Below are 14,738 nucleotides of genomic sequence, written 5' to 3'. Positions count from 1 at the left end.
AAACCCTGCCGCAATTCCTGCTGCCTATACCCGCTCGGCATCACCCACCAAAATCCCAATCCCGGCCATCAGCGCATCTTCATCATAGGGCTTCCTGATCACCGGTACCTCGCCGAATTCATTTGGCACCATGCTGCCATCCGCATAACCGGTGGCGAAGAGGAAGGGGATGCCGCGGCGGTGGAGTTCCCGGGCGACGGGGATCGACGTATCGGAGCCGAGATTGATGTCGAGAATGGCGACGTCAGGCACATAGGTCTTCAGCTTTTCGATCGCCATTGCCGACGAAGTTGCCGTTTCGATTGCCTTGATGCCGTTGTCTTCCAGCATGTTCTCGACATCCATGGCGATCAGCATCTGGTCTTCGACGAGTAATACTTTCAACGGCTCCTCCCGGTTATAGCGTCTGGGCTGCGGCGCGGTTTCGTCTTCGGTTTGTGTGTCGGCGACTGCCGTGGCCGAGGAAACGTGACGGGAGGGCAGGAGAATCTCCGCCTCCAGCCCATCAGGCAAATAGTGTATCGTGCTGCGTCCGCCGAGATCGTATGGGATGCTGCGGCTGATGAGCGCCGTGCCGAAGCCCGCGCGCGATGGCGGGGGCAGTTTGGTAGGCAGGATTTCGCGCCACTCAATCTCGCAATCGCGGTTCTCGTTGATGGTCCAGCGCACATGCAATTGCCCGCCATTTTGCGAAAGCGCGCCGTATTTGGCGGCGTTCGTCGCCAGCTCATGCAGAACAAGAGCCATGACGGAGAAAGCGCGCGAATCGAGCGTCACCTGCGGGCCGGTCAGTTTCACAACCGTTTCCGGCGAGCGATGCGGCGACAGCTCGGCATCCAGAAGATCGCGAAGCGCACCGCCGCCTTCACCGCGAATGATCTGGTCATGGGCAAAGGACAATGCCTGAATACGGCCTTTCAGTGCGGTGACATATTCCCGCAGGGTCTTGCCCTCCTGCGAGGGATTGCCGACCAGCGATTTGATGATGGCCAGAACATTCTTGACGCGGTGGTTGAGTTCCTCGTTCAGCATGCGCTGGCGCACTTCCGCGCGTTCCCTTTCGCCCGCCATCAGCTCGCTGTGATGGAAAGCGACCTCCACGAGCGCGATTCTGGCTGCTTCGGCAATTTCCCGGTCGGCTTCCGACCAGGGCTGCGCCTGCTGGCGAACGGTTTCCTTCCAGATCGCAAAGCTCTTTCGCGGGGTGAGGCGGTCGCCCAGCGGACCGGCCACATAGGATTTTTCCGGATTGCCGGCCCAGTTCAGATTCTGCACGATCTCCCGGCGGAAAAACAGCAGATAGTCGTTCTTGACCTGGGAGAGGGGAATGGCGAGCATTCCGGCTGCGGTGCCAGCATAAATTTCCGCTTCCGGTATTGCCTGCGAAAGGGCATGGGTGGCCCAGACCTTTCCTTCCGAAGCCGAGGCGACGAAACGCGTCAGCCTTGGAATGGCGTCATGCGGCGGCGTTGCCCCATGGCCGTGCCAATTGTCTCCGACCCAGAGCCCGACGCCATCGCAGGGCATGAGATCGGAGAAGTCCTGGAAGCTGTCGATCAGCAATTCTTCGATGTTGGCGTGATGGGCGGCAAGCCGCAGAAAGCGGTCGAGTGCGGCATGGGCCTGGTTGACGGTATCGAGCCGGCGTTTCTGCTTGAGAACCTGCAAATGCATGGAGAAAAACTCTCCGAACATTTCGGCGGCGATCCTGACCGGCATGGTCAGGATGCGCGGTGAATAGTGGTGACAGGCGATCAGCCCCCACAGGGCGCCATCGACAATCACTGAAATCGACATCGAAGCGGCAACCCCCATGTTGCGAAGATATTCGCAATGGATGGGCGAGACGCTGCGCAGATGCGCGAAGGACAGATCGAGGGGTTCTCCGGAAGCGTCGAGGGCGGGCAGCACGGGAACACGCGCGCCGCTGGCATCGGAGATGATGCGCAGCGTATTTCTGAGATAAAGCGCGCGGGCCTGCTGGGGAATGTCGCTGGCCGGGAAATATTGCCCGAGAAAACTCTCCAGCTCCGGCTGCTTTGCTTCCGACACGACCTTGCCTGCACCGTCATCCTCGAAACGGTAGATCATCACCCGGTCGTATCCCAAAGTCGCCTTTATCAGTCGGGTCGTTCTTGAAATCAGGCTTTCGACGCTGTCCGCCTCGCGGATGCGGTCCACCATCTTGCGCGCGGTACCCAGCGGTTGCGTTTCGCTTCGCGACGGCTCGAATTCGATGATCGTGGTGGATTTGTAGCGGTGGAGCGAAATATCGACTTTGCGGCCATCGCTCGTTTCCATGCCCGGCAGCATGGCCGGACGTGTGGTTCGCCCGGTCACGGTCAGCGCATTGCGAAGCTCGTGGACCAGATCCTTGCCGAGCACATCCTCGGCAGTCCTGCCGTTGATATCGCCCTCCATGCCCAACAGGTCGCGGCAGTTTTGCGAATGCCTGAGAACCATGCGCATGGCATTATCGCAGGCGATGAGACAGCCGTGCGGTTGAATATAACCTGGAATGTGAATGGGTTCGCGATCGCAATTGGTCAGGTCGACGTTGTCGTCAATGGATGCCATGAATTAGTCTTTCGCACCCTGTGCCTGTCTTGCGCTGAAAATATTCTGTTTGTGGGGGAATGGGAAAACCTGAATAATTCATTCTGAGATTGCCAATCCTTCCCCGTTTTTTGCAACCGGGACGCCGGTTTTCCGTTTCAATATTACGGGCCGCCGTCACGTTATTGTCTTGTCTCTATCGCCATCAGATAGAATTTGACACGGTGTAACGATTGTTGCGCCGATTTTGTTCCGGATTGTCTGAAAGAAAAACTGTGCCACAGAAAAAGATAACCATCGCCACCCACGGGCAGGGGCTTTACGAATTCACATCCGAAGCCACGGGCTTCGTGAGGCAGGCGGGCGTGGAGGAAGGTCTGTTGACCGTCTTCGTCCGTCACACATCCTGTTCCCTGCTTATCCAGGAAAATGCCGATCCGGATGTGCGGCGCGATCTCATGACGTTTTTCTCCCGCCTCGTGCCGCCCTCCGACGACGCCGCGATGCGCTGGGTCACCCACACGCTGGAAGGCCCCGACGATATGCCCGCCCATATCAAGTCGGCGCTGACGACGGTTTCGATCGGCGTGCCGATCGGCCAAGGCAGGCTTGCGCTTGGCACGTGGCAGGGGCTTTATCTTTTCGAACATCGCGACCGACCGCATCGCCGTGAAATCGTGCTACATATTTCGGCCTGATCTTTCGTCAGGCAGGGGGTGTTTTCCCGTTAATATCCATGAACCTCGGCTGAACATGCGGTTCGGTCGGTGTTCAGGCGGGCGGGGATAGGGTCTCGTCAATCGCCGGGGGACATTCCCTGCCGGCGAAGAAACAAACGGAGTGAGTTCATGTTCAACACCTTCGCAAAAGCCGGTCTGGCCGCCCTCATCGCTCTCGGCGGAATTTCCGCCACCGCTGTCACTGCCTCCGCCGGTTCGGATGTTCAGTTCAGGGTTCAGGTTCAGGATGGATACGGCCATGACAGGGGCCGAGGCTGGGGACGTCCGGATCGCCCGCGTTTTGGCTGCTCGCCGCGATTTGCGGAAGAAAAGGCAAGCCGCATGGGTCTTCGCCGTGCCCGCGTGGTTGATGTGTCGCCGCGCCGCGTCGTGGTCGCCGGTTTTGACCGTCGCGGTCGCGACCGCATCGTCTTCGCCAATGAGCGCGGCTGCCCTGTAATCCGCCGCTAAAGCGGACAATATTCGGTCCGGTGACATCCCCGTCCGCCGGATGGATAAAAATGCCCCTCGCTTGTCCCGCAAAGACAGGCGAGGGGCATTTCATTTTGCATGGATGCCGATGGTGGAAAACCCCGGATGAGGTGAAGGCGGCACCGAGGTGCCGCCCCCGCCGGTCTTACTGATCGAGCGCGAAGGTGACGTTGACCACGACGCTGTAGCTGTTCTCACCCGAAGCGATCGGAACGCTGTCGGCTTCCTTCATCATCGAGGCGCGCATCATGCCCTGCGGCACCGGCATCGGGCGCTGCATGTTTTCGCTGATCTGGATGACGCGGCCGAGTTTTACGCCAGCTGCTTCCGTAAGCGTCTTCGCCTTGGCAAGAGCATCGGCGACAGCCTGCTTGCGGGCCTCGGTCACCGTGGCTTCCGGCTTGTCATTGGTGAAGGTGATATCGCCACCCTGATTGATGCCGAGCTTAACGGAGGTATCGAGGATGGTGCCGAGCTTCTTCAGGTCGCGCACCCGCACGGTCAGGCCGTTGGAAACCTGATAGCCGGTGATCTCGGGGGCGACATAGACACCGTCCTTGGGTTCATAATGCTTGTAGAGCGGCTGCACCGAGAAGTTGCTGGTCTGCAGGTCGCGGTCTTCGATGGCCGCCTCCTTCAGCGCTTTGAGAACATCGGCGAGTGCCTTGGAGTTTTCCGTAAGCGCCGCAGCCGCCGTCTCCGCCTGTTTGACGACGCTGAACGACAGGATCGCCATGTCAGGGGCGATGGCCGCCTGGCCTTCACCGGAAACACTGATGGTGGCTTCGCGCGGGGTAGCCTCCTGTGCGGACACCTGGGCGGCAAGCGGCATCATAGCTGCTGCGGTCATTGCGGTGAGTGCGAAAAGGCGGGCCGTTTTTGTCTTCATGGTGTTTCCTCGTTGATTGTGTCCCTTTGGAGGGTATTGCCTTAGATTGTGTAGCTAATACGGCGGCGGCGCCTTGCGAAAGCATCAATGGCTTGTCGGGCTCAAAAAATTACGTTAGAGCGTGACCCACCGGATTCGAACCATTGCGAAGCCGGTGTTTCGGATCACCTGTTCCGATAAGGGCCTGTAGCTCAATGGTTAGAGCCGGCGGCTCATAACCGCTTGGTTGGGAGTTCGAGTCTCTCCAGGCCCACCATTTTTCTTTTTTAATCAGATTGTTAGGCTGTTTTTTACAATGCAGCTGTGCCGCTCGGCGTGCGGTCTGCGCTCACGCGCAGAATATCGGGACGCTGTCGCGCGATCTGGTCTGCTTCCATGGCAAACCAGATCGGCGAATTTTGGGATCAGTTGCAGACCCGCATGCTTTCGGTGTGCCAGCCACCGTCATAGGAATTGGGAACGCGGCGGTCTTCGAACCAGCAGCGCGGGCGTGGCGGCGGCGGGGGCTCGTAGTAGCGGGGACCGTTGTTGCTGTTGGCGATGGCGCCGCCGATCAGGCCGCCGATGACGCCTGCGGCGAGGCCGCCGGCGATTGCTGCACCGTCATTGTGGCGGCGGTGTTCGCGGTAGGGCGGCGGGGGCGGGCCGCCACGATCATAACCACGGTCGTAGCGCGGACGATAGGGATAATCCTGTGCGGCGGCGGTGCCGTAGGATGCGAAGACGCTGCCGGTGGCAACCAGCGCGGCAAGGGTGGAAAGAATGATCTTTTTCATCGGGGCTACTCCATAAGCCTGCTTTGGGAGATAGAGGCTCATTATGCCCGGATGATGGCACGGGACGGCTGAACGGTTTGTGAATGTTTCGTTTTTGAGCGGTTCATATTGTTCGCGCGCCGTTTGTTTCGGTGGGTCCGGAGCGGCGGGGTTTTCAGATATGAAAAAGCCCGGTTGTCGGCCGGGCTTTTCCGCTGAAACCGGTTGGGTGGGGTCAGAATTTCACGCCGAGGCCGACCTTGACGGTATGCTGGTCGAAGTCGGTGTTGACGCCGAAAATGTCCTTGTCGCCATAATCGTTGTAACGATATTCCAGCCTGCCGAAGACATTGTCCGTGAAGGCATAATCGAGACCCGCACCGACGGTGTAGCCGTTAAAGGTGGTACTGTCCTTGCCGGCCGCCGGTGTTTCTATGAAGCCGCGTGTGGCGGTCCAGCCAGCCGTCGCATAAATCAGGGCGCGGTCGAAGGCGTAACCGACGCGACCGCGAACCGAACCCTGCCAGTCGGTGCCGATCTGCACGCCGGCATAATCATTGTCATTCCAGTTATAGTCGACATCGCCCTCGATGCCGAGAACCATGTTATTGTCGAACTGGTAATTGTAACCGGCGAAGGCGCCGAGAATGCCGCCGTCGAAATTATCCGAGGCAACGGGGCCGCCCGCCGAAAAATCACCATTCGCCCAGCCGGCGCCGCCCTGAATACCGAGATAGGGACCCGACCAGGTAAAGACCGGCAGGGTTTCCTGTGCGACAGGAGGTGCCGGGTTTTCGTAGACGGCATCCGCAGCCATTGCGGTGCTGGCCGAAAGGGCCAGGAGTGACGTTACGATCAGCGTTTTCATCGTTATTCTCCCTGAGCTACTGGCGTCTATAGCATATATTAGTCTCGTTTAATATGGTCGCGGGCGCGGCGATTCCAAGAGGCGACCCGTCTTCACGGGTTCGCGGCTGTCGTGCCCTGATCGCGGCGTTTCTGTCGCCCTGTCATGCTGTTGTGATGCGGCGAACGTCTTTGGCGGCGTTTGGTTCCCTTGGCATTTGCCCCGTAGCGCCGGCGGATTGGTCATTCGCTGTCACGCTTGGTTGTCTTGACAGCGGGGGGTGCGACCATAGAGTTGTGCTGCCCGAGGCAGGTCGCTGCTTCGGCGCCCGGTCGACTTCGTCGGTGAGGATGTGACGTTTCGTTGAAACGCTCCGTTACATCGCGACGCGCAGGTTCGGTGGGCAGGAATGGGTCAAAGGAGGGCGGGAACGCATGAGGGTTCGATTTTATGAGGGAGGAGCGACGTGATCGTCGGAGCGGTTCTCAGTGCCATTCTTCTTCTCACCCTCATCGCATTTCCACGGCATCTCAAACCCGTCGTCATCTGCCTGCTGCTGGTCTGGGCAACCACCGCGGCCTTTGTCATCTATGACTGGCAACGCGGCAATCAGCGGCTTGCTCACGTCGTTGCGACAGCAAGTTTCGATACGGCCTGCCCCGACCCCGCCTTGCCCATTCGGGTCAGCTTTCGCAACGACAATGATGTCGCGGTGCAGCGCCTGACTTATACGCTGGAGGGCTTCGAACCGGCTTTCCGCGCTTCCGTTGCCTTCGATCCCTATCAGGTCAGCGAAAGGCGGATCGAGGCCGGCGAGACTTTCGCCGCATGCCGCGCGTTCCGGCTGCGCAACAATGAAAGGGTGGAACCGCAACGCCTGGAATGGCGGGTTACGGTCATTTCAGCGGAATTCGACTGAGCGGTTCATTCGCTCGCCGGCCATCACGGTATTTTGAAAATTCCCGCGCCGTTGCGAAACGCCTTTTATTCCAGAGGATTCATGAATCCGCTGCGCCGGCGCCAGTCGCACCGATGCCGGTTCGTGCCTGGCATGACTTGTTTTCGCCCGTTTGCGATGCCATCTCCCCACCCGTCCGATGAATGTCGCGGGTTGACGGTTTGCGTATAGTTCTGAAGTTTTTGAAAATCACGGCCATCGGCCTTGTTGCCCTGCCGGTTCTGGCGGGCGCGCATATGGGTATCGGTCAGCTGACCGGAAATTTTCACGAGGTCATCCCCGGAGAGCTTTATCGTTCGGCGCAGCCGAGTGGCAAGGACATCACCGCTTATGCCAAGACCTACGGCATCAAGACGATCATCAACCTGCGCGATGAAAAACGCGAGGGCTGGTATGATGCGGAAAGCAAGGCGGCGAAAAACAATGGCATCCGGCTTGTCGATTATCCGATGAGCTCGAGTGAAAAGCTATCGCCGCAGGATGCGGAAACGCTGGTGGCGGTGCTGCGCAATGCGGAAAAGCCGATCCTCATCCATTGCGAACACGGTGCCAACCGCACCGGGCTTGCCTCCGCCATCTATGTCGGGGCCGTGGCCGGCAAGAGCGAGGCGGCCGCCGAATTCCAGCTTTCGCCCTATTACGGGCATGTGCCGATCCCCGGTATTGGGCGCTATGAAATGTACCAGTCCTGGGATGATTTCGAGGAAACCATCGGCTTTTGAGTGTTACCTTATACGCGGGGGCATCCTCGGCCCTGTGCCGAGGATCGAACCACGTTGCGTCCGGCAGATAGGTTGCAGATGCTGTGGACAAGCCCGAGCATGACGGAAGAGAAGCCTTCGAACGTTGTCGTCAGCCGTCCTCCGTTGCCTGCAAGGCTGCTCAATAATTCCCGCCACTTTCCGCGATCACCTTCGTCAGGCTTCCCGAGGCCGGGAAAAGCGGGATGAGGCAGGCCTGGAGCGCGTGGTAGATATCGCCCTTGCCGGGGAACAGCGTATGCGCCGGAACCAGGTTTTCCGTCAGTTCCTCATGCCAGCCGCCATTGCCGTGATCGATGAAGTTGTTGGCGATGGTGCTCCAGATGCGGCGGTAGCTGTCTTCGTAGAACGGGTCCGCCGGCAGGTTTTCGTTGAGGAAGTGGGCAGCCCCCGCCGCCTCGCACATGGGCCACCAGAGCTTTGCCCGCTTGTCGGGATTGTCGTTCCAGTCAAGCGTATAAAAGAAGCCGCCCTTGTCCCGGTCCCAGCCGAGCGCCATGGATTGTACGAACAGCGATTTTGCGGCCACCGGCATCCAGTCGTGGCGGCGCTCGCCCAGAACCCATAATTGCAGGATGAGGCGGGCCCATTCCAGCCAGTGGCCGGGGGTGGAACCGGAGGGGCGGAACATTTCGTTGCCGCGATAATCCTTGTCGAGCGTCCAGTTGTCGTCGAAATGCTCCGGCACGCGGAAATCCAGCTCGCCGGCGCGGCGGCGGATGACGAGATCGGCGATACGTTCTGCCTTGTTGAGGTAATGGCTGTCGCCGGTCACCTCATAGGCCGCCATCAGCGCTTCGGTGAGGTGCATGTTGGAATTCTGGCCGCGGTAATTATCGATGGGCGACCAGTCGCGGTTGAATTCCTCGGCGATCGCACCGTGTTTTTCTTCCCAGAAGCGGGTTTCCAGCACTTCGGTAATATCGGCCAGCATCTTGTCTGCGAGAGGGTGGCCGACGGTCCTGGCAGAGGAGGCGGCCAGAAGCACGAAGGCATGGCCGTAACCCTGCTTGGTGGCGTCTACCGGGCCGGCATCGTTCACCTGCCAGAAATAACCGCCATGTTCGCCATCACGATGATGGTTCCAGAGATAGGTCATGCCGTGGTCGACGATATCGCCGCAGCCGGGGCGGCCGAGCAGGTGGCCGATGGAGAAGCAATGCACCATGCGGGCGGAGGCGTGGATGCCGCGCACGGGATCGTTTGCCTGCAGCGGCGCGCCCTTGCTATCGAGATCGAAGAAGCCGCCGGCAGGGTTAAGGGCGCGATACTGGAAGAAATCGAAAAGTCCCTCGGCCTGTTTTACCAGCCATTGGCGGTGCCAGGGCAGGGCGTTCCAGTTGCGGCTGTTGTGATCGTCCTCGGGCATTCTCGTCCTCCATGCGGTTTGCTGCTTCGGCTTATATCCTTGCCGTATAAACCTGTCATCTGTCAGTGAAATTTCGTAACCTGCCGCAATGACGCAAAGCCATGCCTGTCCCTTGAAGATATATTGACATAAACATATCTTTATGTGACTTGACGGCTTGCGATCTTGCAAATCGAAATGAGGAGTGTGCCCGTGTTTGACGATCTGTTTGGCCCTGAAGGGGCAAAGCGCGACGGCGCGGAAATTTTCAAGGCGTTGCGCGACGCCGCGAGTGAACGCATCCTCATTCTCGACGGCGCCATGGGCACGCAGATCCAGGGTCTCGGTTTTGACGAAGACCATTTTCGCGGCGACCGTTTTATCGGCTGTGCCTGTCACCAGAAGGGCAATAACGACCTTCTGATCCTGACCCAGCCGGATGCCATCGAAGACATCCACTATCGTTACGCCATGGCGGGTGCGGATATTCTCGAAACCAACACGTTTTCGTCCACACGCATTGCGCAGGCCGATTACGAGATGGAAAATGCCGTCTACGATCTCAACCGTGAAGGGGCGCAGATCGTCCGCCGCGCCGCCCAGCGCGCCGAGCGGGAGGACGGACGCCGCCGTTTCGTGGCCGGCGCCATCGGCCCGACCAACCGCACGGCCTCGATTTCGCCTGACGTCAACAATCCCGGTTTCCGCGCCGTCAGCTTCGACGACCTGCGTATCGCCTATGGCGAGCAGATCGACGGCCTGATCGACGGCGGCGCCGACATCATCCTCATCGAGACGATTTTCGATACGCTGAACGCGAAGGCGGCGATCTTTGCCTGCGAGGAGCGTTTCGAGGCCAAGGGCATCCGCCTGCCTGTCATGATCTCCGGCACGATTACCGACCTTTCCGGCCGCACGCTGTCCGGCCAGACGCCGTCGGCCTTCTGGAACTCGGTGCGCCACGCCAACCCCTTCACCATCGGGCTGAACTGCGCGCTGGGCGCCGATGCCATGCGTCCGCATCTGCAGGAACTGTCCGATGTGGCTGACACCTTCGTCTGCGCCTATCCGAATGCCGGCCTGCCGAATGAATTCGGGCAATATGACGAAACGCCTGAAATGATGGCGCGCCAGGTGGAAGGTTTCGTCCGCGACGGTCTCGTCAACATCGTCGGCGGCTGCTGCGGCTCGACGCCGGAGCATATCCGGGCGATTGCCGAAGCGGTCAAGGATTACAAGCCGCGTCCGATCCCCGAGCACAAGCCGTTCATGTCGCTTTCGGGCCTTGAGCCTTTCGTGCTGACCAAGGATATTCCTTTCGTCAATGTCGGCGAACGCACCAACGTCACCGGTTCGGCCCGCTTCCGCAAGCTCATCACGGCTGGCGATTACGCGGCGGCGCTGGCGGTTGCCCGCGATCAGGTGGAAAACGGCGCGCAGATCATCGACATCAACATGGATGAAGGCCTGATCGATTCCGAAAAGGCGATGGTGGAGTTTCTGAACCTCATCGCCGCCGAGCCGGATATCGCCCGCGTGCCTGTCATGATCGATTCCTCGAAATTCGAGATCATCGAGGCCGGTCTGAAATGCGTTCAGGGCAAGCCGATCGTCAACTCCATTTCGCTGAAGGAAGGCGAGGAGAAATTCCTCCAGCAGGCGCGGCTCATCCATCATTACGGCGCGGCGGTTGTCGTCATGGCCTTCGATGAGGTCGGGCAGGCGGACACCTATCAGCGCAAGGTGGAGATATGCTCACGCGCCTACAAGATCCTGACCGAGAAGGCCGGGCTTGCGCCTGAGGACATCATCTTCGATCCGAATGTCTTCGCCGTGGCGACAGGTATCGAAGAGCACAATAATTACGGCGTGGACTTCATCGAAGCCACCAAGACCATCCGCGAAACCATGCCGCTCACGCATATTTCCGGTGGCGTTTCCAACCTGTCCTTCTCCTTCCGCGGCAACGAGCCGGTGCGCGAGGCGATGCATGCCGTGTTCCTCTACCACGCCATTCAGGTTGGCATGGATATGGGCATCGTCAATGCCGGGCAGCTTGCGGTTTACGACAATATCGACCCCGAGCTGCGCGAGGCCTGCGAGGACGTGGTTCTGAACCGCCGCGATGACGCGACGGAACGGCTGCTGGAGGTCGCGGAGCGTTTCCGTGGCACGGGCGCCAAGGACACCAAGGTGCAGGACCTCTCCTGGCGCGAACTTCCCGTCGAGAAGCGGCTGGAACACGCGCTGGTCAACGGTATCACCGAATTTATCGAAGCCGATACGGAAGAGGCGCGCCAGAAGGCGGAGCGTCCGCTGCACGTCATCGAGGGGCCGCTGATGGCCGGCATGAATGTGGTCGGTGACCTCTTCGGTTCCGGCAAGATGTTCCTGCCGCAGGTGGTGAAATCCGCCCGCGTGATGAAGCAGGCCGTGGCCGTGCTGCTTCCTTACATGGAAGAGGAAAAGCGCCTGAATGGCGGCGAAGAGAAGAAGGCGGCCGGCAAGGTGCTGATGGCGACCGTCAAGGGCGACGTGCACGATATCGGCAAGAACATTGTCGGCGTCGTGCTGGCCTGCAACAATTACGAGATCATCGATCTCGGCGTGATGGTGCCGACGACGAAGATTCTCGAAACGGCAATTGCGGAGAAGGTGGACGTGATCGGCCTTTCCGGCCTCATCACCCCGTCGCTGGACGAGATGGTGCATGTGGCGGCCGAGATGGAGCGTCAGGGTTTCGACATTCCGTTGCTGATCGGCGGCGCGACGACGAGCCGCGTGCATACGGCGGTGAAAATCCATCCGCGCTATGAGGCGGGGCAGGCGATCTATGTCACCGACGCCTCACGTGCGGTCGGCGTCGTTTCGGCACTTCTTTCCGAAGAGCAGAAGCCCGCTTATATCGATAACATCCGCACGGAATATAAGAAGGTAGCGGAGGCCCATGCCCGCAATGAGCGGGAAAAGCAGCGCCTGCCGCTTTCCCGCGCCCGGGAAAATGCCCAGAAGGTCGACTGGTCGGACTATAAGCCCGTCAAGCCGCAATTTTTCGGCACCAGGGTATTCGAGACCTATGATCTGGAGGAGCTTTCCCGTTACATCGACTGGACGCCATTCTTCCAGACCTGGGAATTGAAGGGGCGCTTCCCGGCGATCCTCGATGACGAGAAGCAGGGCGAGGCAGCACGGCAGCTTTACAGCGATGCGCAGGCGATGCTGAAGAAGATTATCGACGAAAAGTGGTTCCGGCCACGGGCGGTGATCGGTTTCTGGCCGGCCAATGCCGTGGGCGACGATATCAGGCTGTTTACGGATGAAAACCGTCAGGAAGAGTTGGCCACCTTCTTCACGCTGCGCCAGCAGCTTTCCAAGCGCGATGGTCGCCCCAATGTGGCGCTGTCCGACTTTGTGGCGCCCGTTGACAGCGGTGTCGCCGATTATGTCGGCGGTTTCGTGGTGACGGCGGGTATCGAGGAAGTGGCGATTGCCGAGCGTTTCGAGCGGGCGAATGACGATTATTCGTCCATTCTCGTCAAGGCGCTGGCCGACCGTTTCGCGGAAGCCTTCGCCGAGTGCATGCATGAGCGGGTACGCAAGGAATTCTGGGGTTATGCGCCGGACGAGGCTCTTGGCGGCGATGATCTGATTGGCGAGGCCTATGCCGGTATCCGCCCTGCGCCGGGTTATCCGGCGCAGCCCGACCATACCGAAAAGAAGACGTTGTTTGCCCTGCTCGATGCCACCAATGCGGCGGGTGTGGAACTGACGGAAAGCTACGCCATGTGGCCGGGCTCTTCCGTCTCCGGTATTTATATCGGCCATCCCGAGAGTTATTATTTCGGCGTCGCCAAGGTGGAACGCGATCAGGTTCTCGATTATGCGCGCCGCAAGGATATGCCGGTCACGGAGGTGGAGCGCTGGCTCGGGCCTGTACTCAACTACGTTCCGACAAATGGTGCTGAGGAAATCGACAGCGCGGCCTGATGTTTCGGGCGTCGTTGCTGCAAAAAAAAGCGCGGGTCCTGCCCGCGCTTTTTTGTTGGCCGTTGCGCTTACGATCTTAGCGCCGCCAGTTCCTCGATGCCGACATGGCTCTCAACCTCGCTGCCGCGCAGATAGAGGTAAAGGCCAATGCAGAAGGCGAGCACGGCGATGAAGACCAGATACCAGGCATGGGCCATGGGATTGACGGCAAGCGCGGTCGTCACTCCGATCGGCGTCAGCCCGCCGAAGACGGCATAAGAGACGTTGTAGGCGAAGGAGAGGCCGGAGAAGCGGACCGATGCCGGGAAGGCGCGGACCATGACATAGGGCACGGCCCCCGCCATGCCGACTGAAAGGCCCATCACGCCGTAAAGAATGAACATGGTTTCGAGCGAGGTGCCGGCATAGCTGTAGAAGGCGAAGGTGGCGATGCCGAAGAAGATGCTGGCGCCCATGAAGAAGACGCCGGAGCCGACACGGTCGATCAGTGCGCCGGCGATGATGACGCCGAAAATGAGGAACAGCGTGCCGAAGCTGGTGCCGGCCAGAGCCTGAGTCGGGCTATAGCCATAAAGCTTCTGCAGGAAGGTGGCCGTCATCAGCGTGGTCACCACGATGGCGGCCGAGAGAACCCAGGTGAGCAGGGCGGAGATGATCACGCCGCGCATATGGTGCTTCAGGACCAGCCCGAGCGGCAGCTTGTCCGTCAGCGATTTCGATTTCTTCATCTCGGTGAAGATCGGCGTCTCTTCCAGCCAGCGGCGCAGATAAACGGCGATCAGGCCGAAAATGCCGCCGAGCAGGAAGGGAATACGCCAGGCATAACCGGCAACATCTTCCGGCGAAAAGAGCGAGTTGATGGCGAAGGCGATCAGCGATCCCAGCATGATGCCGAAGGAAAGGCCCGATGTGAGGAAACCGCAGGCGAGGCCGACGCGTCGGAAGGGCACGTGTTCGGCAACGAAGGTCCAGGCGCCCGGCACTTCCCCGCCGATGGCTGCGCCCTGCAGCATGCGCAGGATGATGAGCAGGATGGGTGCCGCCACGCCGATGGTGGCATAGGTTGGCATCAGCGCCATGCCCAGCGTGGAAAGCGCCATCAGGAGGATGGAGAAGGCGAAGACGCGCTTGCGGCCATACCGGTCGCCATAGTGGGCGAGCACGATGCCGCCCAGCGGCCGCACCAGATAACCGGCGGCGAAGATGCCGAAGGTCTGGATCATGACCAGCCAGTCGGGCATTTCCGGCGGGAAGAACAGATGGCCGATGACGGTGGCGAAAAATACGAAAATGATGAAATCGTAAAATTCGAGCGCACCGCCGAGGGCCGAAAGACCGAGAGTTCTGTAATCCTGACCATTGAGGGGCCGGGCTGCCGCCGGTGTGGTGGTGGGAGACATGAGCCTGCTTCTTTTTCTAATTACAT

11 protein-coding genes and 1 tRNA gene are annotated in these 14,738 nt (G+C 59.8%); 6 read left to right on the top strand and 6 right to left on the bottom strand.

The window, feature by feature from the left end:
* Window positions 1–24: 24 nt before the first annotated feature.
* Window positions 25–2,577 (bottom strand): HWE histidine kinase domain-containing protein, encoded by a 2,553-nt coding sequence (locus tag JZX88_RS08455; protein ID WP_206913266.1) that lies wholly within the window; start codon window positions 2,575–2,577, stop codon window positions 25–27.
* A gap of 254 nt (window positions 2,578–2,831) precedes the next feature.
* Between JZX88_RS08455 and JZX88_RS08450 the strand changes: the two genes are divergently transcribed.
* Both JZX88_RS08450 and JZX88_RS08445 read left to right on the top strand, forming a co-directional pair.
* Window positions 2,832–3,254: a secondary thiamine-phosphate synthase enzyme YjbQ gene (locus JZX88_RS08450; RefSeq protein WP_174029898.1), complete on the top strand. Its 423-nt coding sequence runs from the start codon at window positions 2,832–2,834 to the stop codon at window positions 3,252–3,254.
* Between the two features lie 150 nt (window positions 3,255–3,404).
* Window positions 3,405–3,746 (top strand): hypothetical protein, encoded by a 342-nt coding sequence (locus JZX88_RS08445; protein ID WP_065113815.1) that lies wholly within the window; start codon window positions 3,405–3,407, stop codon window positions 3,744–3,746.
* A 166-nt stretch (window positions 3,747–3,912) separates the two neighbouring features.
* Here the strand turns inward: JZX88_RS08445 and JZX88_RS08440 are convergent, their stop codons facing one another.
* A complete protein-coding gene (locus JZX88_RS08440; protein WP_065113814.1) occupies window positions 3,913–4,656 on the bottom strand; it encodes an SIMPL domain-containing protein in 744 nt (247 codons plus the stop codon).
* Between the two features lie 180 nt (window positions 4,657–4,836).
* Here JZX88_RS08440 and JZX88_RS08435 point away from each other — a divergent pair.
* Window positions 4,837–4,912: transfer RNA gene (locus tag JZX88_RS08435), tRNA-Ile, on the top strand.
* Between the two features lie 148 nt (window positions 4,913–5,060).
* Here the strand turns inward: JZX88_RS08435 and JZX88_RS08430 are convergent.
* Both JZX88_RS08430 and JZX88_RS08425 read right to left on the bottom strand, forming a co-directional pair.
* Entirely contained in the window at window positions 5,061–5,432 is a 372-nt protein-coding gene (locus JZX88_RS08430) for a hypothetical protein (protein ID WP_065113813.1), read from the bottom strand.
* Between the two features lie 214 nt (window positions 5,433–5,646).
* Complete coding sequence (locus JZX88_RS08425) at window positions 5,647–6,279, bottom strand: outer membrane protein (protein ID WP_065113812.1); 633 nt, start codon at window positions 6,277–6,279, stop codon at window positions 5,647–5,649.
* Between the two features lie 445 nt (window positions 6,280–6,724).
* On the opposite strand from JZX88_RS08425, the gene JZX88_RS08420 reads away from it, so the two are divergent.
* Window positions 6,725–7,177 (top strand): hypothetical protein, encoded by a 453-nt coding sequence (locus tag JZX88_RS08420; protein WP_174029896.1) that lies wholly within the window; start codon window positions 6,725–6,727, stop codon window positions 7,175–7,177.
* Between the two features lie 200 nt (window positions 7,178–7,377).
* On the top strand, window positions 7,378–7,938 hold the full coding sequence (locus JZX88_RS08415) for a dual specificity protein phosphatase family protein (RefSeq protein ID WP_065116018.1): 561 nt from the start codon (window positions 7,378–7,380) through the stop codon (window positions 7,936–7,938).
* A 160-nt stretch (window positions 7,939–8,098) separates the two neighbouring features.
* Here the strand turns inward: JZX88_RS08415 and JZX88_RS08410 are convergent, their stop codons facing one another.
* Entirely contained in the window at window positions 8,099–9,346 is a 1,248-nt protein-coding gene (locus JZX88_RS08410) for an AGE family epimerase/isomerase (protein ID WP_206913265.1), read from the bottom strand.
* 192 nt (window positions 9,347–9,538) lie between these two features.
* Here JZX88_RS08410 and metH point away from each other — a divergent pair, with 192 nt between their 5' ends.
* Window positions 9,539–13,312, top strand: coding sequence for a methionine synthase (gene metH, locus JZX88_RS08405; RefSeq protein WP_206913264.1), 3,774 nt, complete (start codon window positions 9,539–9,541; stop codon window positions 13,310–13,312).
* Between the two features lie 68 nt (window positions 13,313–13,380).
* On the opposite strand, the gene JZX88_RS08400 is transcribed toward metH, so the two are convergent.
* Entirely contained in the window at window positions 13,381–14,712 is a 1,332-nt protein-coding gene (locus JZX88_RS08400; RefSeq protein ID WP_142857053.1) for an MFS transporter, read from the bottom strand.
* Window positions 14,713–14,738: the final 26 nt, after the last annotated feature.

This window comes from Agrobacterium sp. OT33, from assembly GCF_017313365.1.
GTDB lineage: Bacteria > Pseudomonadota > Alphaproteobacteria > Rhizobiales > Rhizobiaceae > Agrobacterium > Agrobacterium rhizogenes_A.
This window is presented reverse-complemented; position numbering and strand designations above follow the sequence as displayed.